The following is a 26,660-nucleotide window of genomic DNA, read 5'->3' on the forward strand; positions in this document are numbered from 1 at the left end:
ATAACTAAACCAAAGGCGTTTAAACGCTAACCTTTAGAGAAAGGTAGGCTTAAAAATTTTCACTGAATTTCTTGCAGGCATAAAAAAACCAGCACAGGGCTGGATTCTTATAAGTGGTGGGTCGTACAGGATTACTGTTGCCCTTCGGGCCATCGTCGCAAGCTCCGATGTTTTCTTATGACTTCGTCATGCGAATCGAACCTTTAACGGTTCTCATCCTGTACTCGTGCATTTTTTACAGGCATAAAAAAACCAGCGCAGGGCTGGATTCTTATAAGTGGTGGGTCGTACAGGATTCGAACCTGTGACCAATTGGTTAAAAGCCAACTGCTCTACCAGCTGAGCTAACGACCCACAGTATTGCGATGATACTCACATAATAAAAGAGTGGTGGGTCGTACAGGATTCGAACCTGTGACCAATTGGTTAAAAGCCAACTGCTCTACCAGCTGAGCTAACGACCCATCTCTTAGATTGGCTCCCTGAGCTGGACTCGAACCAGCGACCAATAGATTAACAGTCTACTGCTCTACCAACTGAGCTATCAGGGAACTCTAGTTCCAGTAAATGGCGGAGGGATAGGGATTCGAACCCTAGGGCCCTCTCGGACCGCTGGTTTTCAAGACCAGTGCTTTCGACCACTCAGCCATCCCTCCGCAGGAACGGCGCGTATATTATAGGATTGAGTTTTTGTGTCAACCAATAACGCGACTTTTTACTGAAAAAAGCTGAATTATTATGAAACTATTTTCACAATAAAAATAAGCGGTTAGATAGTGTACAGAAATACACAACAAAGCAACCAAATAAGATCAAATTATAACCATTAGGTCAATATCCTGATCCCATTAACGTTACTCCTTCATCCCCTTAATGGGTCAATATCTTCCCTCTATTATGTATTTCTTATAAAAAACCTTAAAAAAATCACATGTTTGGGTAATTTGGCCCGCCTGTTCCTTCAGGCACCACCCAGCGAATATTTTGCGCAGGGTCTTTAATATCACATGTTTTACAATGTACGCAGTTTTGGCTGTTAATCTGAAACCGCTTCCCCTCTGCCTCCTCAATCACTTCGTATACCCCAGCAGGGCAGTAGCGTTGTGCAGGTTCAGCAAAGCGCTCTAGGTTACTCCCAAGCGGTATAGATGGATCTTTTAACTGTAAGTGACAAGGCTGATCTTCTTCATGGTTAGTATTAGACAGAAAAACTGAACTCAGTTTATCAAAGCTAAGCACCCCATCCGGTTTTGGATACGTAATTTGCTCACACTCTGCCGCCGGCTTTAACTGTGCATAATCTTCATGATTATCATGCAGTGTTACAGGCAATTTCCCGGAAAATATATTCTGATCAATAAAGTTAAAAGCTCCGCCTAATAACGGCCCGAACTTATGCATAGCTGGACCAAAATTCTTAGAGCTAAATAACTCATCATATAACCAAGAAGCTTTAAACTTATCTGCAAAGCTATTTAGATTTTCCCCACCAGCAGACGAGGACTGCAGCGCGTCAAAGATCGCCTCAGCCGCCAACATACCAGACTTCATCGCCGTGTGCGTACCTTTGATTTTTGAAAAATTCAACGTACCTGCATTACAGCCCGCAACGATACCACCAGGGAAAGTCATCTTAGGCAGTGCATTAAAACCACCTTTAGTGATTGCTCGCGCTCCATAGGAGACGCGCTTACCGCCGTCTAAATACTGTTTAAGAACAGGGTGATGCTTCAATTTTTGAAATTCATCAAAAGGGCTTAAGTAAGGGTTTTTATAGTTTAAATCAACAATCAAACCCACAACAACTTGATTGTTTTCAGTATGGTAAAGGAAAAAGCCACCACTGCTCTCGCCTGTTAACGGCCAACCCGAACCATGCAGTACAAGCCCTGGCTGGTGTTTATCTGGATCAACATCCCATAGCTCTTTAATACCTAGCCCATAATGCTGAGCATCAGATTGAGCAGCAAGATCATAGCGTTCGATCAGTTCCTTACCTAAATGCCCCCGACAACCTTCAGAGAAAATGGTGTATTTAGCATGCAACTCCATACCCGGCATATAACCATCTTTGTGCTCGCCGGATGCACTAACACCCATATCACCTGTCGCAATCCCTTTAACACTGCCATCCTCGTTATACAGCACCTCGGATGCAGCAAAACCGGGGAAAATTTCAACACCAAGCTGCTCAGCCTGCTCCGCCAACCAACGACAAAGATTCCCTAAACTAACAATGTAATTGCCGTGATTGTGCATAGTTTTAGGCACAAACATATTAGGTACTTTTATGGAGGAGGTTTCGTTTTTTAGCATGAAGATCTGATCTTCAACTACAGGGGTGTTTAAAGGCGCACCTAGCTCTTTCCACTCAGGAAAAAGCTCATCGAGTGCGCGACTTTCAACCACGGCACCAGACAATATATGCGCCCCCACCTCAGATCCTTTTTCAACCACACAAACCGTCATCTCTTGCTCGGCCGCCTGCGCTTGCTGCATTAATTTACATGCAGCGGATAAACCAGCAGGGCCAGCACCGACAATAACCACATCAAATTCCATGGATTCTCTAGCCACAGCATTCATATTTTTCACCTCAATTTTTTCGGGTATTAAGCGCGATCTATATACTTATCTGATCGCAGCTTAAAACTGCTCTTCGCTCATAGCCATAACGGTCTCACCACCAGATTGCATGGCCACTAATAAAGAACTAACCCTAGGTAACATCTGTTCGGTAAAGAAACTGGCAGAGATAATTTTGGCACTAAGGAAGTCACTATCAGCCCCCTCTTTAGAGAGATTTTCTTGCGCTATAGCTGCCGATTTAGTTAACAACCAAGCACCGCAAAGATAGCCCATTAGCATCATATAGCTGACACTCGCACTCCCTGCCGCTGAAGCATCTTTTGCAGCAACCTCTAAAACCCATTGTTTAGCGATGCTCGCTTGCTCAACCGCGGCCTGTGTTGCGCTAACAATGTCTTGCAACTCTGGATGGTCTATTTCCTTTAAATCACTGCTTATTTCAGAGAGCAGATCGGTAACCGCATCACCTCCATCCACAAGGGTCTTGCGACCAATAAGATCCAAAGCCTGAATCCCTGTTGTACCTTCATAGATAGTTAAGATACGTGCATCACGATAGTATTGAGCAACGCCTGTTTCCTCAATAAACCCCATACCCCCATGGATCTGTACCGCAAGATAAGTCAGCTCTTGTGCTAACTCAGTCACCCAGCCTTTTACAATAGGGGTCAATAGATCATTACGTTTCTGATGTTTTAACTTAGCCTCAGCATCGACAGCATTGTTTACATAGTCACTTTCGGCACGCGCCACATACACCAACGCACGCATTGCTTGAATTGACGATTTCATCTGCAAAAGCATTCGGCGCACATCCGGATGCTTAATAATGCTAATACGTGAACCATCCCGTAGCGTCCCTTGGATTCGCTCTTTAGCATAGGTAACAGCATGCTGATACGACCTTTCGGAGATCGCCAAACCTTGTAAGCCAACACCTTGCCGCGCATCGTTCATCATTGTGAACATACAGGCTAAACCTTGGTTTTCCTTACCCACTAGATAACCGATTGCTCCCCCGTTATCACCAAAACTCATCACACAAGTCGGGCTACCATGAATACCTAATTTATGCTCAAGAGAAACGGCATAAGCATCATTGCGCTGTTCAGTTGGATTGCCGTTCTCATCGAGTAGGTATTTAGGTACAACAAAGAGCGAGATACCTTTAACACCTGCAGGTGCATCAGGAAGACGAGCCAAAACCAGATGAACAATATTGTCCGTCATCTGGTGATCACCCCAAGTAATAAAGATTTTTTGCCCAGTGATACGGTAATAATCGTCCTCAGGTACCGCTTTAGATTTGAGCGCTGCCAGATCAGTACCTGCATCAGGCTCAGTCAAATTCATGGTTCCAGTCCACTCACCGCTAATTAACTTAGGCAGATAGTGTTTTTTAAGTTGATCATTTCCATGAGTTTCGATCGCTTCGATAGCCCCTTGCGTTAACAGTGGACAAAGTGCCCAAGCAAGATTCGCCGACTGCCAAACCTCATTAACCGCAACGGCTAATACATTCGGTAAGCCCTGCCCTCCAAATTCGGGATTGCCCGCAAGTGAAGGCCAGCCACCATCACAAAACTGTTGATATGCATCTGAGAAACCAGGCGTTTCAGACACATTATTATTCTCAATGGATGCACCTAATTTATCACCAGTAACGTTCAATGGCGCCAACTGCTCACTGCCAAGTTTCGCAGCCTCATCAAGTACCGCTTCCGCGAGACCATCAGCAAAATCGTCCAAACCTGCCTGCTGACAAATTTGTTCTAAACCCACCAACTGATTTAAAACAAAAACACCATCTTGATAGGGATATCGATAATCACTCATTGCTACTCTTGCTCCGTTCTGTAACCCACCTATCAATAATAGGCCACATTTTATTATTCTAAAGGAACTATAATCACATCGGGAAATGCTATTAACATGATCTATTTAGCACACCAAACCAGCAATAACATTTAATACCTTATTCGCTAACAATAACGGTCAAGACATTAAAAAACCCTAAATTTTATAAGTTACAGCCCTATCAAGAAGAAGCTAACTGCTGACAATATGTATCGCTACGACGATATTCACCGGGTGTCATACCTGTCCATTTTTTAAAGGAGCGGAAAAAAGCGGAAGGCTCATCAAAGCCCATCAAACCAGCCACATCATTAATTGATAATTGCGGAGAGTTCATATAATTAAGCGCCGCCATTTTACGGCTCTCATCTTTAATCTTTTGATAAGAGGTATCCTCTTCTAATAAGCGCCGACGTAGTGTAGAAACCGACATATGTAGACGGTAAGCAACCTCTTCAGCACTAGGCAACTCTTGGCTAAAATCTTTACCAATCAGTGCAACAACCTGCGATTTAAGACTCGCATCATCATCCACCATTACAATCAGTTGATAGGGCGCTGTTTTCAGGAAACTACGTAGAGTTTCGGGCGTTTGCACTATAGGAAAATCTAAATAGCGGGCAGGAAAAACAATGGCATTATCGTGCTGATCAAATTTAACTTCAGATTGAAAAAGAGTTTTATACTGCGCTACATCATCAGGTTCAGAGAATGAAAAATAAGCCGCTTTTAACTCCAAACGCTTACCAATCAACCAGCATAAAAAGTGATGCCACATGGAAAGAGAGGTTCTAATTCGACCTGGATTCTCATCAACCAACAGCTCCTCCATAGACGCGCCGGAAGCATCTGTTGTAGTGAACGAAACTTTGGCATATCGCCCTTTGCGTACTAAAAACGGCTTAACCTGAGTTCCACGACAGATCTCATGAAAATCACTTGCACGGTAGATCGCTCTTTCCAACGTAGGGCAATGAATCAAACAATGACACATCATGCGAAAAGTCCCATTCGGAACCTTCCCTCCGCTTAACATGCCAAAATATTCATCCTGAGCGATGTAATATATACGTTGGTATAATAGACCAAATTTATCCGCTGGAAACTCGGTCTGACTTCCCACCTCTGAAGGACTGATACCCACCTGATTTAACAGTTGATCAACACTAAAACCCTGTTCTTGAACTAGTTGCAGAAGGTGCCGTACATAGCCTGCCGGCACAGTAATTTTACGCTCCATAATCTCACTACCTACAATTAATATTGGTTAACATGAAACGCATTTCCCTCTTCATTGTTGACCCGAAGTAGTATATTTATCAAGCCCAAAGAACAATTTTGTTAATAAATGTGGAGTCAATTGTTATTGAGACTCAAGTCGCAGACATAGATTATGTGTAGGGTTCCTTACTCTATTTTACGCCCAAAGCACCTGAAAAAAGGCGCTTTATCAGAAAGTCGGCTATCTTAGAAGTAATACTAATTAGCGCCTTTTAAAAAAATAACAATGCTAGGTGAACGAAATGGCAATAAGAAATAGGATTTTGCACCGCAGCAAAAACCAAACTCCGATGTTCACACATCGACTACTTCCAATATTGGTGGGTTCTGTCGTGTCCATCAATCAAGCTCAAGCCCTCGAATTTAATCTAGGCGAGATAGAAGGCCGGTTAGATTCTCAAATTTCAGTCGGCGCTAGCTGGCGAATGGATGACCCTTCTCAAGCACTAATTTCGCCAGCGAATGGGGGTACAAGTAAAGGCGGTGGCAGCTATGATGATGCAACCCAAAACTTCGAAAAAGGAGAAACATTCTCTCAGATTGTTAAAGGGGTCCATGACCTTGAATTAAGTTATGAGAATGTAGGTTTCTTTGCCCGCGCAAAATATTGGTACGACTTAGAATTGGAAAATGGGGCCCGTGCACACGGCCATACCGCGAACAGCTACATTCCAGATACAGAATTAGATGATTCTGGCTTTAATGACTTTGCCAAGTTCTCCGGCTTCGAGCTACTCGATGCCTATTGGTATGGGTCATTTGATATTGCTCAAAAGCCGCTTGATGTTCGCTTAGGTCGACAAGTTATCAACTGGGGCGAAAGCACCTTTATACAAGGTGGCTTAAATGCGATCAACCCAGTGGATGTTAGTTCATTCAGACGGGCTGGCGCTGAAGTAAAAGAAGGCCTTCTGCCTGTTAATATGGCATTTGCATCTTTAGGTGTTACCGATAACCTAAGTGTTGAAGGTTTTTACCAACTTAAATGGGAACCCACAGCGATTGATGGCTGCGGCACCTACTTTTCAAACAACGACTTTGTCGGCGAAGGCTGTGACGGTATTCGTATAGGTAGTGGCGCTCTAGGCACTCTTGATGACCAAACTTATTTCAATAACCCCGCTGCGTTAGGCGGACAAGACCCCGTCGTTTATAGAAATGCCGATGGCCGACGTGAAGCCGATGATGATGGTCAGTTTGGTATCGCTTTCCGCTATTTTGCAGAAGAGCTCAACAATACTGAATTTGGTCTCTATGCTGCGCAGTACCATAGCCGCTTACCCATCACTAGTGGTGTCTATGACGTTGGGGCTTTCTTTGGTGGCCTTCCAGCAACCTTAGGCTCATCTTATTATGTTGAATACCCAGAAGACATTAAAATGCTCGGTCTGAGTTTTAGCACAAACGTTGGTGACATAGCTTGGTCAGGTGAGATCAGCCATAAAAAAGATGTCCCTATGCAAATCAACGGAACCTCGTTAATAGCAGGTATTCTAACCGCCGGTGCGACAGGGAATACAGCTTTAGATAACTATATAAAGGATGCAACCGGCAACGGTGCTTCGTTTGATAGCGAAGTAGACGGTTATCAAACCTTTGATGTTTCACAGTTCCAAACTAGCTTGATTAGCTTTCATGATCGGGTATTAGGCGCAAGCCGCTTAACCTTAATCGGTGAATTCGGCTGGACCCATGTTCACAGTCTAGATGAAAGCGCGAACGCTCTAAAATATGGCCGTCATGGTGCATACGGTTATGCGGCTGGCGATAACGATGGCTTCGTTACTCAAGACTCATATGGTTATGTAGTCAGAGCCAATCTTAATTACACTAATGTTTTTGCAGGTGTAAACTTAACACCAGAGATTAGCTTTAAGCACGGTTTAGAGGGTTATGGCCCTCAACCCGGTGCAGGCTTCAATGAGGATGAGAAAACACTAGGTCTAAGCTTAACCGCTGACTACCTTAACAGATACTCAGTCCAGCTTTCATACACTGATTACTTTGGTGGTGACTTCAATTCAATTGAAGACCGCGACTTTCTTTCACTCAGCGCATCCGTTTCTTTCTAAGAAGCGTTTACCAGATGGAGATATCATCAATGCTTAAAACTAAAAGACTGCTGCTGAGCACTGCCCTTATTTTGGCTTCATCTGCAGCATATTCAGCTACAACTGCTGAAGAAGCAGCTAAACTCGGTGATTCATTGACACCAATTGGCGCAGAAAAAGCCGCTAATTCATCGGGAAGCATTCCTGCATGGAAGGGGGGCTTAGCCACATCAACTGACCGTTATACCGACCCATTTGCTAACGAAAAACCATTATTTACAATTACAGCGGCCAATGCCGATCAGTATAAAGATAATTTGACGCCCGGCCAGCTAGCAATGTTAGAGCGTTACAAAGATAGTTTTTCTATCCCTGTTTATCCGACTCACCGAACCGCTGCATTACCCGATCATATCTATACCGCAGCTAAAGCTAATGCCATATCGACCACGTTAACCGATGGAGGCAACGGCCTAAAAGACTTTACAACAGCAATCCCCTTCCCTATCCCTAGCAATGGACTAGAAGTCATTTGGAATCATATGACTCGATATAGAGGCGGGGCTTTGGAACGTACTTTTGTGCAAGTTCCTGTACAAGCCAATGGTAGCTATACCGCGGTAAAAATAAACGAGAAAATGTCTTGGCCAAGCGCCTTAGAAGACGGTGCTGATCCTCAAAAAGACCAGAATATCTTGTTTTATTTCGTTCAAGAGGTCAAAGCACCTTCACGCCTAACCGGTAATGTACTTTTGGTGCATGAAACAATGAACCAAATCACCCAGCCTCGCCAAGCTTGGACCTATAATGCCGGCCAAAGAAGAGTACGTAGAGCTCCCCAGATTGCTTACGATGCACCGGGAACGGCAAGTGACGGGCAACGCACCACGGATAACTTAGACCTTTTCAATGGCGCGCCTGATCGTTACGACTGGAATCTTGTAGGTAAACAGGAAGTCTATATTCCTTACAATAGCTTCAAGCTAGCAGACAGAGGCCTAAAATATGAAGATATTTTACAGTCTGGTCATATGAACCCTGAACACACTCGCTATGAACTGCATCGGGTATGGAAAGTTGAAGCAACATTAAAAGAGGGTGAACGACACATCTATGCCAAGCGTACTTTTTACATAGATGAAGATAGCTGGCAAATCGCGATTGTTGATCACTATGATGGTCGAGGCGAGCTTTGGCGCGTAGCAGAAGCTCATCAGTTCCAATATCGTGATGCAAACGTACCTTGGCTTGTAGCGGAAACCTTATATGACCTTCAATCAGGACGTTATTTAGTCGGTAGTTTAACCAATGAAGAGGGTGAAGGGTTCGACTTTACTAAACGCTTTAGTCATAAAAACTTTACACCACAGGCCATTAGACGCTTAGGCAAGTAATAGCCCATTTATCCTCCTTTAATTTGATAGTTTTCCATAGCCTCCTCAGCTTTTGAGGAGGCTTTTTTATAAAAAGGCTTTTCTAATTCAACAGGGGCTAGGATAATAGGTTAGATTAGCAATGAATGCTGTTACAGCTCACCTACTCCGGAAATGAAAACCATGGCCGAAATCGGCAAATACAATACCCTTGAAGTACTTAAAGAAAGAGATTTTGGCGTTTATCTAGATGCCGGAGACTTAGGTGAAATTCTGTTACCTAAGCGTTACTGTGCTGATGACTTAGAAGTAGGTGATCGTATTCGCGTTTTCATCTACCTTGATACTGATGACCATCTTATCGCCACAACCGAAATACCCGTGGCCATTGTTGGTGAATTTTCCATGCTAAAAGTATCTGAGGTCAACAATACTGGTGCTTTCTTGGATTGGGGTTTACCTAAAGAGGTATTACTACCTTATAGCGAGCAAAAAAAACGCCCTGTTGAAGTCGATAAACGCTACCTTGTACGCCTTTATTTAGATAAGCACACCAATCGCATTGTCGCTTCCACCAAAATCGATAGGTTTTTAGATAAAACCCCTCCAAATTACAAAACCGGTGAAGAAGTTCAACTCGTTGTAGCAAATCGTACAGATCTAGGTCAGAAAGTTATCGTAAACCATGAACATTGGGGCATGATTTTCCGCAGTGACGTATTAAAAACGGTTTATCCTGGGCAAAAGTTTAAAGGCTATATAAAAGAAGTACGTGCCGACGGGAAGATCAATGTATCTATGCAAAAACCCGGTTATGGGAAAGTGATAGATACAACCGATAAAATTTTAGAAATGATGGCCGAACAAGACGGTTTTATCACAGTGCATGATAAATCATCACCTGAGATAATCTTCCAACATTTTGGTCTCAGCAAAAAAGCATTTAAGAAAGCGGTCGGCGCTTTATTAAAACAAGACAAAATCACTGTAGAACCCAGCGGTCTACGCCTTAAAGATTAAATAAAAAAACGCACTTCAATGAGGTGCGTTTTTTATTTCATATACTAAGAGGAAGGATTATGAAGCAACCCACTCCTCTAACTCATCAGCACTACCAATAAGCTTGCCATCGACAAAGATCTGCGGTGTAGTACCACGCCCAGATACCGCCTGCAAAGAACTAAAGCTAACACCGTTGGTACCTAGAACAATCTCTTCGTATTTATAGCCGTTATCAGCCAATACCTTCTTAGCACGCGTACAATGTCCGCAGCCAGGCTTACTAATAAGTGTGACACGTTTTGGCTGCTCCGCTTGTGGATTAATATACTCAAGCATAGTATCGCCATCAGATACTTCAAAAGGGTCGCCTGGCAGATCGGGTTCGATAAACATTTTGTCGATCACCCCGTCTTTTACCAACATCGAATAGCGCCATGAACGCTTTCCAAAACCTAGGTCATTTTTATCGACCAACATACCCATAGCTTCACTAAACTCACCATTACCATCAGGTATAAACGTAATATTTTCAGCCTTTTGGTCTTCAGCCCATGCATTCATTACAAAAGTATCATTCACAGACAAACAGATAATTTCATCAACGCCATTATCAGAAAAAACCGGCGCTAACTCATTATATCGTGGTAAATGAGTACTAGAGCATGTCGGCGTAAATGCCCCTGGTAATGCGAACAAAATAACCGTTTTTCCTTTGAACAACTGATCGCTTGTCACATCAACCCAATCATTACCCTGACGAGTGTGGAACACAACCTGTGGTACGCTTTGACCTTCTTTTGTCTGTAACATCAATCAATTCCTCATACTAAAATTATTACTCTAACGCCCGTTTGCGTTGATGGAATTACTATAACGAAAATCAAATAATTTAAGAAATTTAATAAAACAAAAGCACCGATAGATTAAAACTATATCTAGACACGATTTACCATGACCCAATTTAACGAGAACGATAAAAAGCGATAAACTCATCAAACGGTAAAGGCTTTCCTAAATAAAACCCCTGAATAAAGTCACAGCCTCGATCTTCTAACATCGCTAGCTGTTCCTTAGTCTCTACACCTTCAGCAATCACTCGGATACCCAGTGTTTGGCCCATTTTAATGATCACCTCCACAAGTGTACGGTCCTGCTCATCATCCATAATATCTGTAACAAAACTACGATCGATCTTTAGAAAATCAACCGGGTAGTGACGTAGATAATTTATGGCTGAATAACCGGTCCCAAAATCATCAATAGAAAAAGCGATCCCTTGCTCTCGTAATTGATTAATTTTATCTAATTGACTACCTCCGCCATCCATTAACAACGATTCAGTAATCTCAAAGACTAATTTATGATGATCAACTTCATACTGATCAATAATTCTCAGCCAACGCTCAACCGCATCTTTAGGAAAAAACTCGGCAACAGAACGGTTAACAGCGATTTGCACCTCAACCCCTCTCTCTGTCAACTGATTGGACAGATGACAGGCTTCCTCTAATACCCAATCCCCTAAGGCTCTAATCGCTCCCGTTTGCTCCGCTATAGGGATAAAATCTACAGGAGGAACGATCCCCCGTTCAGGATGAAACCATCGAATAAGCGCTTCACATTTAGCGATTTTACTATCTTTTAAGGACATTATAGGTTGAAGGTAAAGCTGAAACTGACCTCGGCGAATACCATCAAGGATTTCATTATGTACTTGTACATGCCGCTTAACTTCAAGACTTAGCTCATCATTAAAGAAATAAATTCTATTTTTTCCCGATCGCTTAGCTTCATACATCGCTCGGTCAGCATTTTGTAACAATACATCGGCTGACTGTCCATCTTGTGGGTATATAGCAATACCAAGACTATGAGTTACCGACAGATATTGTCCGCCAATAAGGTAAGGCTCACCCAACTCTAGTTGTAACTTTTCTGCCAACAGCTCCGCTTGAGTAGCGGTTTCAATATCATTCAGCACAATCACAAACTCATCACCCGCCAACCGAGCAATAAGGTCATCAGAACGAACAATATGACCCATACGTTGAGAAAACAGCCTTAAAAGCTCATCACCTGCATGATGGCCCCAGTTATCATTAACTTCTTTAAAATAATCAAGATCGATAAAAAACAACGCAAATATATTGCCGTGGCGTTGATGTTCATTAATTATTTTTTTGAATCTCTGCGTAAAATGGTAACGGTTGGACAGTCCTGTTAGACCATCATAGCTAGCCCTATAGTTTGCCGTATCTATAGCAACAAGCTTTTCTCGATAGTTGGAAGCAATAAGATAAGTAGCCATGGCTGTAACTAGGCTAACAAGCAGAGCGGCGGCCCAAAAATAAATAATTTCTTGAAGACTTACCTGCCATCCACCTTTAGCGCTGGCCGCCAGCTGCCATTTTCCTAAAGGTAAAAACACATCAACAATAACAGGGTCATTATCAAACGTAGAGGCATGTCCAAAAAAGACAGCTCCTTCAGACCCTTTACCATCTTTACCACGAATGGCAATGTCTAGCCCCCATAGCTTCTCATGGAGGCCAGCATTAGCAAACAGCTCTTTATCGTTGATAACGACTGAGATGAGTCCCCATAAAATATCACGCTTTACACCAATAAACACAGGCACTCTAGCGATTAAGGCACTCCCCCCCTGAACAAGATCAACTGGGCCAGTAAGGATAACCTGATCATTAATTACAGATTCTTGAACCGTCACAGACTGATCGGGCACATCACGATAATCAACCCCTAGGGCCGATTCATTACCAAGAACGGGATAAATATTAGTGATAATAAGGTCTGGAGCCAAAGCGATATGACTAATGCTTAGTTGGGTTTGAAGGTATTCATCGACGAGCCTAGCGAATTCTGACTGCGTTATATCAGAATTAATTGCAATTTCAGCCTTCAAACCACGCAAAACAACAAGATGTGAATTAATGGCACCTTCAAGACGGGCACCTAAAGTAAGCAGATTAACAAATGCCTGATGCTTCTGATTGTCACGAATTCGTTCGAACTCATGATTAACAAAAAACATAGCTATCAAAAACACGATCAAAAACACAAACGCTGAAAAAGCCAATGAGCGCTGTGTTAAAAACTGTAGAGCCTGTCGAAACATATTTATAAATGGTGCCCCTAAATTCACACTATAACGTGACTAAACCACCTCATGCATAGTGCTGTGTTGTAAACCTATGTATTGCAAAGCACTAGGTCATTCAATGACCGCCCCTGTATTCGCAATATATATCTTATTTAAAAATGCTTTACTAAAAAGGTTTCCAACCTATTGCTAATAATAGCGCACTTTGCCCATTTAGTACTGTGTTAACATGCCCTTCTGCGCCATAAATAAAATAATTTCCGATACCCCGTCACCAGATAAAACTCAACAGCACTTATTGAGCTTTATCTCACAACAAAATAACAGAGACCAGCTACCTTTTCCCAGCGTCCCAAAATAAAGCCACTGCTTTAAGGCTAGCCGCCTTAGAGAAAACTACCAAATTAAATAATAAAAACTTGATAATTTCCTAGCTTGATTAGAATTAAGATATAATCTCCACGCTTAGTGAGCTTAAAATTGATCTATCTCACACAAAACAGCAGCAATATAAAGGCCAAATAAAATGCCCATTGAGAACCATGTCTTCTGAAAATCTAGCATGCCACTGCTGCGATCTAATTGTTGAGGTGTCGACGCTCAAACAGGGCAGTAAAGCGCACTGCCCTCGATGCGGCCACTTATTATCTTCACAAACGGCCAATGCCTACAATAAGGCAACAGCATTCGCAGCAAGCGCACTCCTTTTTTTACTACTATCACTACCGTTTCCTTTTATGGCCTTCCAATCGCAAGGCCGTGAACAACAGGTTTCCTTAATCCAAAGTGGTTATGACTTACTCATACTAGGTTTTCCTCTCCTAGCATTACTATTGAGCGTATTCATTTTAATCGTTCCCTCTTTACTGCTTTGCGCATATTTATTGATCCTCATCCCCTTACGCAAACACACCACTTACCCTTGGAGTTACACACTCGCTCGGCTTATATTTACCCTCCACCCTTGGGCAATGGCCGAAGTATTTTTAATCGGTGTTTTAGTCAGCTTCGTTAAAATATCAGGTATGGCTGACCTTGTGATTGGTATGTCTTTTTGGGCTTATGTACTCTTCGTCCTTTGTCTAATCGCAACAATTACCTGTATAGATCGAGTACAACTATGGCACAGCCTAGATAAGGCATCATCAATACAAAGAACTCCTCCTAAGCACAATTATGGCGGTGCAATGCAACAGCAATTACAAAGCTGCCACTGCTGTGGTTTGATCCATCATTTAGACGCACACAACTGCCAGCGCTGTTCCAGCTCGTTACACCCAAGAATCCCAGCTAGCCTACAAAAAACCTGGGCTTTTTTAATCACGGCAGCCTTGCTATACATCCCAGCAAATATTTACCCAATTATGCACACTCGCTTATTAGGTGCTGACGAACCCAGTACTATACTGGGTGGTGTAGTCCTTTTATGGCAGCACGGCTCTTATCCCATTGCCCTCATTGTCTTTATCGCCAGTATTTTAATTCCTATAGTAAAAATGCTAGCGCTGTTCTGGCTCGCACTTAGCGTACAAGCGGGCCATCAAAATCGCGTCAGTGAACGTATATGGATGTATAGAATGACTGAACTTATTGGGCGCTGGTCAATGATTGATGTATTTGTCGTCGCAGTTTTAGTCGCGTTAGTACAACTTGGCGGGTTAGCTAGTATATTACCGGGTATCGCCGTAACTGCTTTTGCCGGAGTCGTTATTCTGACTATGTTATCGGCTATAAACTTTGACCCTCGCTTAATATGGGATAATCTGGATAAAGATGAGTTACACATTATCAAGAGTGGCCAAGAGCCATTAAATGATCTATTAGATGAGATAAACTAGGCCTCATATGTTTAATCATCAAACACTTAGCCAACAAGATAACTGATACTTATGACAGCAACAAATCACTCTTCAGCACAACCACTAATCAGTGCTAAACGTTCAGTGTCCAGCATTTGGCTGCTACCTTTCATTGCCTTATTTATAGGTGGTTGGATGGTCTATAACGATTGGGCGCATAGAGGGCAGCTAGTTAATATTAGTTTTATAACTGCCGATGGTATTGAAGCCGGAAAAACAAAAATCAAAGTCCGCAATGTTGAGGTTGGGAAAGTAGAATCAGTTAAACTTAACTATCCTAATAATAATGTTCTTGTACAAGCACGGATTGACCCTGAAGCAGAAGCGCTTCTACTTAAAGATACAAAATTCTGGGTTGTCAGACCCCGTGTAGGTACAGGCGGCGTGAGTGGTTTAGGCACCCTCCTATCTGGTGCTTACATCGAAATGGCACCGGGTGAAAAAGGCAAACCATCTAACCGATATATTGGTTTAGAAGAGCCCCCTGTAGCTTCCACAACAGAACCTGGCTTACGTTTAGAACTTATTAGTGATAATGCTCACTCATTAAGTGTGGGTGACACTGTACTTTATCGTGGCTTTTCTGTTGGTAGAATTGAGCGGGTTAATTTTGATGCCCAAGCGAAAGAAGCAGTTTATGGGATTTTTATTCAAGCCCCATATGATCAGCTCGTCAGTACAGATAGCCGCTTTTGGAATATGAGTGGTATCAACCTAAACCTCTCAGCGAACGGTGTTAATGTTCAAACGGGAACTTTCGACACCCTTTTTAGTGGCGGCATCACTTTCGATTTATTAGAAGGCGAACAACAAGGACGCACAGCAAAAGATGGCGACCGCTTCCGCCTTTATGCAGATTTTAATAGCGTCAAAGAACGCCCTTATGCGTACTATAATGAGTATCTGTTACTCTTCGATCAGTCGGTACGAGGACTGGTTGCCGGAGCACCTGTTGAATTTCGTGGTGTTCGAGTCGGCACCGTAGAAAATATCTCCTTTCAAATCGCTCACCTTTCAGAGATTACTGATTCACGTATACCTGTAGTGATCAGGCTCGAACCTGGACGTCTAGGTTATAAAGATGAAGAGCGCATATTAGCCGAAGTGCATTCCAAACTTAGTAACTGGGTGGAGCGCGGTATGCGAGCAAGCCTTAAATCAGGCAACCTTGTCACAGGTAGTTTATTTGTCGACTTAGACCTTTACCCAGACTCTCCCCATAAAACACTCACCAAAGTCGATGACTATTCCGTTATCCCTACAGCGCCAGGAGGCTTTGTACAACTGGAGAATAAATTAATTGCAGTGTTAAGCAAAATAGAACGCTTAAAAGTTGAGCCTGTACTTGATCAGCTCGACCATACTCTCAGTTCCAGCGAGAAAGTAATCACCCAACTCGATCAAACACTCCAACAGATCGAAAGCTTAGTGAAAAGTAAAGATACAAAAGCGCTACCTGAAGAGCTAACCGCCACCTTAAAAGAGATACGCCTAGCAGCCCAAGGACTAACCCCCGACAGTCAGCTATATTTAGAGATACACAACACACTACAAACATTGCAACAAACCTTAAAACAGCTACAACCGGTCATAAAAACTTTAGATGAAAAACCTAATGCACTTATTTTTGATGCTCAAAAAGGCCCAGACCTTATTCCTGGAGGTAAAAATGCCGACGACTAAAGGCTTAATGGCGTTAGCTATCTCGTTTTTATTACTCAGTGGTTGTGCCCAGCAAACAAGCCGCGATGAAAACCAGTTTTATCTACTCAGTAGTGACAGTGCAGCCATTCAAAAAGTAGATACTAAACACGTCATAGGTCTCAAGCCTGTGACGGTGGCTGCCTATCTGAATAATGCTGGTATCGCGATACAAACCACTGAAAGCCAATTAAAAATTGCTAATCATCACCTTTGGGCCGAGCAACCTAACTTAGCGATCACCCGTGTGTTACATGGAGAACTCAATAAAAAGCTCAGCCATAGTCGTATCGACAATGGCCAATTTGGGCGAAGCTCCGATTGGCAATACAGCCTTTCAACCCATGTGGACCAATTCCATGGTACTGAAAATGGACTCGCCACTTTTAGTGGTTACTGGCAATTAGATAAACAAGGCAAAGTACTTTTTAGTGCACGCTTTAATCTCTCGGCACCTTTAGAGGAACCCGGCTATGCCGCACTTGTATCTCAGCTACGACAGCTATTATCCCAACTAGCAGAAGATCAAACACAACAAATTACCAACCAACTAAATGAATAGACTCATTAAAGTTGATCTAAATAGAGCATGAACTTCATAGACAAAAAATGGTCTATACTTGCCTTAGGGTTTGCGTTACATAAAGCGACCTGCAGTAAAAAAACATATATTTATATCCACAATTTAAATAACTTTTGGTTCGCTTTATGGAAAATAGTATTCTCTCAACAGGCCTTTCAACGACATTATCTACACAAAGAACAGATAATTCAGCTAATCAGCCACCAGCGCCATCATCAGTGAATGACTCACTCGCGAACGCCTCAACAGGCGCTGCTGAGAGAAACCGTGATCTACCCGCCACTAGCCAAATTCCAGACGTTAACAATCCATCCGAGACGCGCACAAATCGTGTAAACAATACGGAAGAACAGACAGACCCAGCAGTTCAGCAACAACAGATAGAAAACTTTCTGGCTGAACAAACCGGCGCTGATCCAGCATTATTCCAAGGTATCGACATCCAAACAGCACTGGACCTACAAGAGAGCTTGCGCAATCGCCCAGAGCAGACAGAGCAAGCCTCAGTCTCATTAGCTCAACAAAATGCAGAACAACCCGTTGATTCTAACGAGCAACAAGCACAAGAGCTGCAACAGCGCTTACAAAGCCGACTCGCGGAACAGATCGCAAACGATCCTGGTACAGAGTTCCCCCAATTAATAGAAACCGTTGCTTAAACCTTATAAGTTAACGAAACGGTCTATTTGGTTCAGTTTTTTTCTATTAGATCGAAACTTTCCACTTCCAATACACTCCAATCAGCATTTAACGGGTCAGGAAGCTCTTAATGAAAATAGCACCAACCTCTATTTATCACTCCCTTCGCTTTCAAATTACCCTTGTTATCGTTCTGTTAATCGGCGTATTGCTTATTAATACTCTGTTTTCATTTTATAGTGAGAATCAGCGTCGCCATGATTACGACACATTGCAAAGCTCCGGTACAACGCAGCAGCTTTTTAGCTCGCTGATTACTCGCAGCAGCCAATATGCAGAAGCGGCTCCTAGAGACTGGGAGACATACTTCCGCGATTTAGGGATGTATGGACAAGATTTAAATAACATCATCTTAAAATTAGATAACACACTGTTAACGCTGACAGACCTACCCGATCTCCAACAGCAATGGAAAATCTACTCCCAAGAAATACACACTGTTCGAGGGGATCTAGCTGAACCTAAATTAGAAGCGGTTGCACACTGGGTCGTCGCCCATCAAGAAGAGATTAATGCATTATCTGATCAGATAGATAAGCGCATTAAAACGATGTTAGACCAACAGCTAAAAACACAAAGCCAGATTAATATTGCACTACTTGCCCTCTCTTTACTGGTGGGTTTATCTGCCCTGTTTGCACTTAACCAATTCTTTAGTCGCCCCTTACAAAGCATACTGTCTCGCTTACAACACTTAGCCCAAGGAAAAACCGCTGCAGATGATGCAATCACAAGCAGGAATGAGATGGGGACGATCTATTCCGCTATAAATGATTTAGCCTTCAATCTTGATACCACCTTCAACCTGACACGTAGCGTTAACCAAGCAACCAGTGTTGATAGTGCCTTATGCTTTGTTTATCGAGAGTATCAGCAACGTCTGCCAATCGATGCCCTGTGCTTAATACGCGATAGTAACGATAGCCAGTCTTTACTGCTGGAAAGAGTTCACAGCGATCAGCAACTCACACTGCAAGAAAATAGCCGTTACTCTAAACTCCATTGTGAACTGTGTAGTATGATTACACTGTCTGAACCTCTTCTTTGGCAAGAAGATCAAGACTGGGATGGGAAACACTCAGAGCTCGCTATATATCTACACAATGCGGGGATCAACTCAGCGCTATTTTTCCCATTTAATAATCAAAGCGGTTCGGTTTTACTCTTTGCCAGCATAAAACCATCCGCGTTTGATGAAAAACATCTGCAACTATTAAAAAACGCGGGTGGACAACTCCAACACGCATTTGAGAAAACAGAATTAGTTGAAAGCCTCGTTATATCGGCTATTAGCGGCCTATCAAAACTGGCCGAAAGTCGAGATCCGGAAACTGGCGACCATCTCGCACGCATGTCTCAATACTCTATGATTCTCGCCGAAGAGCTTAGCCATAACAGCCCTTACCAAGATCTGATTGATAACCGCTACATACGCGACATTCTCCGCTTCTCCCCGATGCATGACATTGGAAAAGTAGGGATCGCAGATAGCATTCTACTGAAACCCGGTCGATTAACCGGTGAAGAACGTCGGGATATGGAGTTTCACCCCGCTATTGGCGGTGAAGTATTAAAACGTTGCGAAGAACAACTTAATGCCAGTGGCCATAGTATGTTCACCACCGGTATCGAAATTGCTGAAGGACATCATGAAAAATGGGATGGCAGTGGTTATCCACACGGTTGGAAAGAGAAGGAGATCCCCCTTTCAGCACGTATTGTTGCCGTTGCCGATGTGTTTGATGCTTTAACATCAAAACGCCCTTATAAAGAAGCTTGGCCGGTCGAAAAGGCACTTAAACTCTTTGATGAAGAATCAGGCAAGCACTTTGATCCTGAGATCATTAAAGCTTTTCATCGCGCCCTACCGAAAATTTTAGAGATCTATGAACGCCTAAAACATGTGTAAAAACCACAGAGCCCCTCTGTGGTTTTACTCTCTAGCTATAGATTAAATATCAGCCGCTAATCGGGTACCTTGATCAATCGCCCGTTTAGCATCCAGTTCAGATGCCACATCCGCACCACCAATCAAGTGAACAGCTACATTTTTAATCTGTTCAACCAATTCACGACGAGGCTCCTGCCCTGCACAGACAATCACATTATCAACAGCAAGTGTTTGCGGCTCACCATTAACAAGAAGATGCAGACCCTCATCATCAATTTTCAGGTATTCACAGTTATTTAGCATATTAACGCCTTTCTTAGCTAAATCTGCGCGATGAATCCAACCGGTTGTTTTACCAAGCTGCGCACCCACTTTAGATTTTTTACGCTGTAAGAGATAAACCTCTCTAGCGGCCGGTTCAAAAACTGGGGTTATCTTTTCTACACCGCCACGGGCATCCATCGTCATATCTACGCCCCACTCCTGCATAAACGCGGGGATATTTAAACTCGTAGATTCACCCTGATGAATAAGATACTCAGAAATATCAAACCCAATACCGCCAGCACCAATCACCGCAACCTTTTGCCCAACCTCAGCACCTGACATCACATCAAGATAGTTCAATACCTTCCGGTGCTCTATCCCTTCAATATCAGGTGTACGAGGGGAGATCCCTGTTGCCAGTACAACCTCATCAAAGCCTTGCTCCTCAAGCATTTCAGCGTTAACAAAGGTATTCAATTTCAACTCAACACCGGTCAGTTCAACCTGTTTAGAGAAGTATCTCAATGTTTCATAAAATTCCTCTTTACCCGGAATCCGCTTAGCTATATTAAATTGGCCACCTATTTCAGAAGCTGCATCAAACAAGGTTACTTGATGGCCTCGCTTAGCCGCCGTTGTAGAAAATGCTAAACCAGCAGGACCTGCACCCACCACCGCTATTTTCTTACTATGGGTCGCCGGTGCGATCAACAATTCAGTCTCATGGCACGCCCGAGGGTTGACTAAGCAACTCGTTAATTTGCCAGCAAAAATATGATCCAAACAAGCTTGGTTACAACCGATACAGGTATTGATCTGATCTGCCTGATTCTGTTCAGCTTTACGTACAAAATCGGGATCCGCTAAAAATGGCCGTGCCATAGACACCATATCCGCATCACCACGGGCTAAAACCGATTCAGCAACGTCGGGCATATTGATACGGTTGGACGTAATCACAGGCACACTCAGTGCAGCACGCACTTTAGCTGAAGCCCATGTAAAAGCAGCTCGAGGCACTTTAGTCGCAATGGTAGGAATACGCGCCTCATGCCAACCTATACCTGTATTAATAATAGTTGCACCGGCATCTTCAACTGCTTTTCCTAACTGCACAATCTCATCAAAACTACTGCCCCCTTCCACAAGATCTAACATCGATAGGCGGTAGATAATAATAAAATCACTGCCTACCGCTTCGCGTACACGACGCACGACCTCTAACGGAAAACGAATTCTATGCTCATAATCGCCACCCCAGCTATCCTCACGTTTATTGGTGCGACTCACGATAAACTGATTTAATAGGTAACCTTCAGAGCCCATAATCTCAACGCCATCATAACCGGCCTCTTGAGCAAGGGTGGCACATCGAACAAAATCTTTAATCTGTTTTTCAATATCCTCTTCTGATAACTCTTTCGGCGGAAAAGGATTGATAGGTGCCTGCAATGCAGAAGGCGCAACAGGCTGAGGGTTATAAGCATAACGACCTGTATGTAATATCTGCATACAAATCTTACCGCCTTCATCATGAACAGCCTCAGTAACAATTTTATGATTGTCGACATCTTCAGCATTCGCCATTTGAGCAGCATGTCCATGTACTGCCCCCTCTTTATTAGGCCCAATACCGCCCGTCACAATCAAGGCAACACCTCCGCGGGCACGCTCTGCATAAAAGGCCGCCATGCGCTGGAAACCATTAGGGGTCTCTTCTAAGCCCAAGTGCATGGAACCCATCAGAATTCTATTTTTTAACGTGGTAAAACCTAAATCTAACGGCTGAAATAGGTGAGGATATTGGGTATTGCTCATGACTAAACTCTCGTCTTATATATTTTATTATTGTTAGGCTTTCTGCAGTGGTGGTGTAATCTTTCTTAGCGGCTCAAACTCAGGTGGCTTGCCCGACATTTTCGCGCTAAAGGTTTGCATCATATCCGCTGGCTGAAACATACCTGCTTGCCATGTAGCCATATAACTTAAACTATCGGCCAAACTGTGATCACGGGCGTAGTTGATCATCTGCTTACAACCGGTAACAGCTAGTGGAGAGCGTAACGCAATCTCTTCAGCAATCCTGTTAACTCCTTCTAACATCCTCTTCCCATCAGGATAAACACAATTGACCAATCCAGAAATGTGAGCTTCGTCAGCTTTCATTTTTCTTGCGGTATAAGCCAGTTCTCGGGCTAAACCGGGTGCGATTAGCTGAGGCAGACGTTGTAATGTACCTAAATCTGCCGTCATCCCTAATTCAGTCTCTTTAATCGTAAAAAACGCATCCTCTGTGCAATAACGCATATCGGCAGCACAAACGAGGTCGAGTGCCCCCCCTATGCAGCCCCCTTGGATGGCGCATAACACAGGGATTCGAATCTCTTCCAATACAGAAAAACACTGCTGCAGCTGAGTCACCAAACGCCTCATCGCTTCAGCTCTACGACCCGCTTCGCCATTAAACATCTGCGGATCAGGCTGGGTAAAAACCTCTAGATCCATTCCCGCACAAAAATGTTTGCCTGTAGACGAAATAATCAGAACTCGGGCTTCACCTTCAGCATCTAATGCCTGAACAGCCTGAGGAAACTCCGACCAAAATGCTCGGTTCATGGAGTTATATGCATCCGGCCTATTAAGCGTTATCTGTGCTATATGATTCTCAACACTCAACGTGAAGGTTTCGTAACTCATGGGATATCCATTTCTGTTTAATTAAACGGTTTATTACCTGATTACACTCACATTAAAAGCATAATCTAGACACTGTCTAGTTCACTAAGATAGTAATCAATTTTGACACTGTCAAGATTGATTGATAAATTGCCCCCATGACTGAGACAAAAAAGCCCTATCACCACGGTGATTTAAGAGAGAAATTATTAAGCGCCGCTACAAATCTAATCGCAGATGGCGGTGTAGATAATCTATCTATTCGCAAATTAGCGGATAAAGTGGGCGTATCCAGAACAGCCCCCTATCATCACTTTAAAGATAAAAACGAGTTGCTCTGCGCTATAGCTGAACAAGGGTTTTATCAGCAAGATCAAATTGTTAGAGCTATATCAACACAAAAAACAGATTTACCTGCCGCTGAACTTTTTGAAGAGTATGTGCTCACCTACATACGTTTTGCGAATGAAAACAGTGAAACCTACGACTTGATGTATGGACGCGATATATGGAAAGCAGGACAACCAACAAAATCATTAAAAGCGATCTCAAAAAACTGTTTTAAACTCTGGCTAGAATGGATCACCGTTCTGCAAACAGAAGGAGTTTTCGAATCAAACCATCCTCCTTTGCGAATAGCTCAATCAAGTTGGGCTGCTTTACACGGATTATGTCGACTCTTTAATGACGGCGTGTACATCAACCAAGATGATGTAGATGAAATCGCCAAAACAACAGTAGAGATACTGATAAAAAAAACCAGCTAATCATATACAGATAGACATAGACTTAATGACACAGATTCAATTTAGTCACGCCAATGGTTTCCCCGGTAGTAGCTACAATTATCTATTTAGCTTACTCCCCGACTACCTCATCAATTATGTTGAAAAGATGGGACATGGCGACTATCCGCTTGATAATGATCTGAAAAATTACGCAGCAGAACTTATTGCAGATATTGAAAAAAATCATAAGGAAGCGGTCGTAGGTATGGGCCATTCTGCAGGTGCGATTGTGACACTCATTGCAGCCTCACTACGTCCTGATCTTTTCAAACATGTTATTTTACTGGACCCTGTTCTTTTCAGTAAACGTAAACGCTATGCGTTAAAACTAGCAAAAAAACTGGGTTTTATCGATAAGATAACCCCCGCAGCACGTGCCAAAAAACGCCGAACCTACTTTAAAGACAGGCCAGCCGCAAAGCTGTATTTTAGCAATAAAGCACTGTTTAAAAAGTTTCACCCACGCTGCTTTGATGACTATATTGAATACGGTTTAGTCGATACAGATCAAGGTGTAGAGCTAAATATATCCCCTGAAGTAGAAGCTGACATTTTCCGTAATGTACTACTTGATGCACCTAAATCGTTAAGGCGGGTCAAAGGCACTGTTATTTATGGCGCCAACAGTGACCTTTTCGAAAAAAACGATCGAAAATGGTGGCAACGGAAATTTCCCAATATGGCGCTAATCAGTTTTGAAGGAGGGCACCTTTTCCCATTTGAAGACCCAGAAGGAACAGCCAACCTATTAAATAAGGTATTAAAGGATCAGTGCTGTTAAGGTTATTTTTCGCCCTAAAACAGCGAACAAGCCCAGCCATACACGCAGGCTGCCTAACGTAAAGATCCCCGCTGGAATTAAATCAGTCATTATTCGCAGTTACGATTCAGTACATGGCTTAGGCGAGAAAGAGTTCCGAGTAGAACTCCCCTAGAACAACCTCAATAGCGTATAATTATCTAAAAACGATAATTCTGATCGCTTATGTCTGAACAAAAAACATTCTTCTCTACTGCTGATGTTGCTATTGTTGCGGAAAAGATTCGTGACGCAAGCCATGAATATGAAGCCCTATTTACGCACTTAGGCACGCAGATCTATTCGGTCATTGAACCGCTTGAAAACCCATCAGATAAAGTGGACCTCACCCTACAATATATTGCTGACGCCGAAATCGCTTTTGAAAAAAGCTTCCCTACTAATCAGACGATCGCTTGCCAGAAAGGCTGCCATCACTGCTGCTACTTCCCTATTCAAACATCACAGCAAGTAGTCGATGATATTGTCGATTATATTCATCACCACTTTAGCGACGATAAGATTCAACAACTAAAAGCCAAACTCATAGACGATATAGCATCACGGCAACCACCCCTATACCGCTCGGCTTGTCCTTTTCTTGATGAAAATAATGCATGTTCTATCTATTCAAAACGTCCCTTGGCCTGTCGCTGGTTTAGCTCACCCGATGCCCAGAACTGCGAAAAATCCGTCAAAGATGGCCGAAATATTGATCAACATCCGGTGAAATCTCGTATTTATCAAGCCGCAAATACCTCCCTATTGGCTGATCAGAAAAGATTAACCGATTCAGATCAACAGCTTGCATTCATTCCCGCCATTTTGGCGGCTTTATAATTTTTGCGCCCTGATCCCCATGACGGACCGCTCTCTTTACACTACACTGCCCTATATATTTTGATTTAACACTCGCTGTTCAAAGGATGTGCAGATTATGCAGTTTCAGGACTACCTTACTATTTTGTCCAAACGCGACGGATCAGACCTCTATCTCACCACTGGAGCTCCACCTTGTGCAAAGTTCGAAGGCAAGCTGACACCGCTAAGTAAAGAAGCTTATAAACCGGGTGAAGTTGAACTGATCGCTCGCGAACTAATGGATGAGCAACAACAAGCTGTTTTTGAAGACGAGTTAGAGATGAACTTAGCCTACTCCATTCCTAAAGTGGGCCGTTTTCGTATCAATATTTTCCGCCAGCGAAACCAATACTCCCTTGTCGCCCGAAATATTAAAACCGACATTCCAAAAATGAATGACTTAGGGCTACCTAATGTCCTTAAAGATATCATTATGGAAAAACGCGGTCTCGTGTTATTTGTTGGTGCTACAGGTTCAGGTAAATCTACATCTTTAGCCGCCTTAATTGACCATCGTAACCGCAACAGTGGCGGTCATATTATTACCATTGAAGACCCTATCGAGTTTGTCCATAACCATAAAAAGTCATTGATTAACCAGCGCGAGGTGGGTGTAGATACACGAAACTTCCATAGCGCCTTAAAAAACGCACTGCGACAAGCCCCCGATGTAATTTTAATCGGTGAAATACGTGACCAAGAAACCATGGAACAGTGTTTAACTTATGCCGAAACAGGGCATTTAGCTATATCAACACTGCATGCTAATAACGCTAACCAAGCGATAGATCGTATTATCAACTTTTTCCCACAAGCGCGTCATAAACAGATATTTCACGACTTAGCGCTTAACCTTAAAGCCATTATTTCCCAGCGCCTCATCCCCACAAAAGAGGGTAAACGCTGCGCGGCAATTGAAGTGATGTTAGGCACATCAACGATCCAAGAACTGATTATGAAGGGTGATATCAAAGAGATTAAAGAAGTGATGTCATCCGCCTCTGAAGCGACAGGGATGCAAACCTTTGATGATTCACTTTATAAGCTTTATAAACAAGGGATCATTACAGAGGAGCAGGCCCTGCTCAATTCCGACTCAGCAAACGATATGCGTTTAAAAATGAACCTTGCTGTTGAGGAAGGTGATGATGAAAAAAAAGAAGACACACCACAAGACGAAACATTTGACGAAGAGAATCCTCTCGCAGGAATCAGACTGTTAGATGAGGGCGAAGAGGTCTAAAGTACCAACGAAAAAAGCC

General features: G+C 43.0%; 19 protein-coding genes, 4 tRNA genes and 1 other RNA gene. 12 read left to right on the forward strand and 12 right to left on the reverse strand.

What is annotated here, in order from left to right:
• Positions 1-114: 114 nt before the first annotated feature.
• From ACOQOE_RS15380 to ACOQOE_RS15415, 8 genes are all read right to left on the reverse strand, one after another.
• Positions 115-238, reverse strand: a non-coding RNA gene (locus tag ACOQOE_RS15380) — RtT sRNA.
• A 40-nt stretch (positions 239-278) separates the two neighbouring features.
• Positions 279-354, reverse strand: a tRNA-Lys gene (locus ACOQOE_RS15385).
• 34 nt (positions 355-388) lie between these two features.
• A tRNA-Lys gene (locus ACOQOE_RS15390) sits at positions 389-464 on the reverse strand.
• Positions 465-475: 11 nt separating this feature from the next.
• Positions 476-551, reverse strand: a tRNA-Asn gene (locus ACOQOE_RS15395).
• A 17-nt stretch (positions 552-568) separates the two neighbouring features.
• Positions 569-656, reverse strand: a tRNA-Ser gene (locus ACOQOE_RS15400).
• Between the two features lie 271 nt (positions 657-927).
• The gene (locus ACOQOE_RS15405) at positions 928-2,586 is read right to left on the reverse strand and encodes an electron transfer flavoprotein-ubiquinone oxidoreductase (protein WP_269454614.1); all 1,659 of its coding nucleotides are present in this window, start codon (positions 2,584-2,586) and stop codon (positions 928-930) included.
• Between the two features lie 60 nt (positions 2,587-2,646).
• On the reverse strand, positions 2,647-4,425 hold the full coding sequence (locus ACOQOE_RS15410) for an acyl-CoA dehydrogenase (protein WP_420554398.1): 1,779 nt from the start codon (positions 4,423-4,425) through the stop codon (positions 2,647-2,649).
• A 202-nt stretch (positions 4,426-4,627) separates the two neighbouring features.
• Positions 4,628-5,686, reverse strand: coding sequence for an AraC family transcriptional regulator (locus ACOQOE_RS15415; RefSeq protein ID WP_067865757.1), 1,059 nt, complete (start codon positions 5,684-5,686; stop codon positions 4,628-4,630).
• A 283-nt stretch (positions 5,687-5,969) separates the two neighbouring features.
• Here ACOQOE_RS15415 and ACOQOE_RS15420 point away from each other — a divergent pair, with 283 nt between their 5' ends.
• From ACOQOE_RS15420 to ACOQOE_RS15430, 3 genes are all read left to right on the forward strand, one after another.
• Positions 5,970-7,799, forward strand: coding sequence for a DUF1302 domain-containing protein (locus tag ACOQOE_RS15420; protein ID WP_420554399.1), 1,830 nt, complete (start codon positions 5,970-5,972; stop codon positions 7,797-7,799).
• A gap of 29 nt (positions 7,800-7,828) precedes the next feature.
• Complete coding sequence (locus ACOQOE_RS15425) at positions 7,829-9,172, forward strand: DUF1329 domain-containing protein (RefSeq protein WP_420554400.1); 1,344 nt, start codon at positions 7,829-7,831, stop codon at positions 9,170-9,172.
• Positions 9,173-9,334: 162 nt separating this feature from the next.
• Positions 9,335-10,171: a S1 RNA-binding domain-containing protein gene (locus tag ACOQOE_RS15430; RefSeq protein WP_420554401.1), complete on the forward strand. Its 837-nt coding sequence runs from the start codon at positions 9,335-9,337 to the stop codon at positions 10,169-10,171.
• A 57-nt stretch (positions 10,172-10,228) separates the two neighbouring features.
• Here ACOQOE_RS15430 and ACOQOE_RS15435 read toward each other — a convergent pair whose 3' ends face one another.
• Together ACOQOE_RS15435 and ACOQOE_RS15440 are read right to left on the reverse strand one after the other, a co-directional pair.
• Positions 10,229-10,963 carry a glutathione peroxidase gene (locus tag ACOQOE_RS15435; RefSeq protein WP_067865750.1) on the reverse strand — a complete coding sequence of 245 codons (735 nt, stop codon included), beginning with the start codon at positions 10,961-10,963 and terminating at the stop codon, positions 10,229-10,231.
• A 151-nt stretch (positions 10,964-11,114) separates the two neighbouring features.
• The gene (locus ACOQOE_RS15440) at positions 11,115-13,289 is read right to left on the reverse strand and encodes a putative bifunctional diguanylate cyclase/phosphodiesterase (protein WP_420554402.1); all 2,175 of its coding nucleotides are present in this window, start codon (positions 13,287-13,289) and stop codon (positions 11,115-11,117) included.
• Positions 13,290-13,816: 527 nt separating this feature from the next.
• Between ACOQOE_RS15440 and ACOQOE_RS15445 the strand changes: the two genes are divergently transcribed.
• The 5 genes from ACOQOE_RS15445 to ACOQOE_RS15465 all read left to right on the forward strand — a co-directional run bounded on the left by ACOQOE_RS15445 (position 13,817) and on the right by ACOQOE_RS15465 (position 20,025).
• Positions 13,817-15,112, forward strand: a complete 1,296-nt coding sequence (locus tag ACOQOE_RS15445; protein WP_067865744.1) for a PqiA/YebS family transporter subunit — start codon at positions 13,817-13,819, stop codon at positions 15,110-15,112.
• A gap of 51 nt (positions 15,113-15,163) precedes the next feature.
• Positions 15,164-16,816 (forward strand): intermembrane transport protein PqiB, encoded by a 1,653-nt coding sequence (gene pqiB, locus ACOQOE_RS15450; protein ID WP_067865741.1) that lies wholly within the window; start codon positions 15,164-15,166, stop codon positions 16,814-16,816.
• Positions 16,803-17,396, forward strand: a complete 594-nt coding sequence (locus ACOQOE_RS15455; protein WP_420554403.1) for a PqiC family protein — start codon at positions 16,803-16,805, stop codon at positions 17,394-17,396. The genes pqiB and ACOQOE_RS15455 overlap by 14 nt, the downstream gene beginning before the upstream one ends.
• A 146-nt stretch (positions 17,397-17,542) precedes the next feature.
• A complete protein-coding gene (locus ACOQOE_RS15460) occupies positions 17,543-18,076 on the forward strand; it encodes a hypothetical protein (RefSeq protein ID WP_420554404.1) in 534 nt (177 codons plus the stop codon).
• Positions 18,077-18,186: 110 nt separating this feature from the next.
• The gene (locus ACOQOE_RS15465) at positions 18,187-20,025 is read left to right on the forward strand and encodes an HD domain-containing phosphohydrolase (protein ID WP_420554405.1); all 1,839 of its coding nucleotides are present in this window, start codon (positions 18,187-18,189) and stop codon (positions 20,023-20,025) included.
• 42 nt (positions 20,026-20,067) lie between these two features.
• On the opposite strand, the gene ACOQOE_RS15470 is transcribed toward ACOQOE_RS15465, so the two are convergent.
• On the reverse strand, positions 20,068-22,092 hold the full coding sequence (locus tag ACOQOE_RS15470) for an FAD-dependent oxidoreductase (protein WP_420554406.1): 2,025 nt from the start codon (positions 22,090-22,092) through the stop codon (positions 20,068-20,070).
• Between the two features lie 33 nt (positions 22,093-22,125).
• A complete protein-coding gene (locus tag ACOQOE_RS15475; RefSeq protein ID WP_067865724.1) occupies positions 22,126-22,971 on the reverse strand; it encodes a crotonase/enoyl-CoA hydratase family protein in 846 nt (281 codons plus the stop codon).
• A 137-nt stretch (positions 22,972-23,108) separates the two neighbouring features.
• On the opposite strand from ACOQOE_RS15475, the gene ACOQOE_RS15480 reads away from it, so the two are divergent.
• The 4 genes from ACOQOE_RS15480 (at position 23,109) to ACOQOE_RS15495 (ending at position 26,641) form a co-directional block, all read left to right on the forward strand.
• Complete coding sequence (locus ACOQOE_RS15480) at positions 23,109-23,717, forward strand: TetR/AcrR family transcriptional regulator (protein ID WP_420554407.1); 609 nt, start codon at positions 23,109-23,111, stop codon at positions 23,715-23,717.
• A gap of 25 nt (positions 23,718-23,742) precedes the next feature.
• Positions 23,743-24,519 carry an alpha/beta fold hydrolase gene (locus ACOQOE_RS15485; protein WP_420554408.1) on the forward strand — a complete coding sequence of 259 codons (777 nt, stop codon included), beginning with the start codon at positions 23,743-23,745 and terminating at the stop codon, positions 24,517-24,519.
• Positions 24,520-24,723: 204 nt separating this feature from the next.
• Positions 24,724-25,377 (forward strand): YkgJ family cysteine cluster protein, encoded by a 654-nt coding sequence (locus ACOQOE_RS15490; RefSeq protein WP_420554409.1) that lies wholly within the window; start codon positions 24,724-24,726, stop codon positions 25,375-25,377.
• Positions 25,378-25,474: 97 nt separating this feature from the next.
• A complete protein-coding gene (locus ACOQOE_RS15495) occupies positions 25,475-26,641 on the forward strand; it encodes a PilT/PilU family type 4a pilus ATPase (protein WP_420554410.1) in 1,167 nt (388 codons plus the stop codon).
• The last annotated feature ends 19 nt before the right edge of the window (positions 26,642-26,660 follow it).

It is taken from the genome of Neptuniibacter marinus, from assembly GCF_965223595.1.
GTDB lineage: Bacteria > Pseudomonadota > Gammaproteobacteria > Pseudomonadales > Balneatricaceae > Neptuniibacter > Neptuniibacter marinus.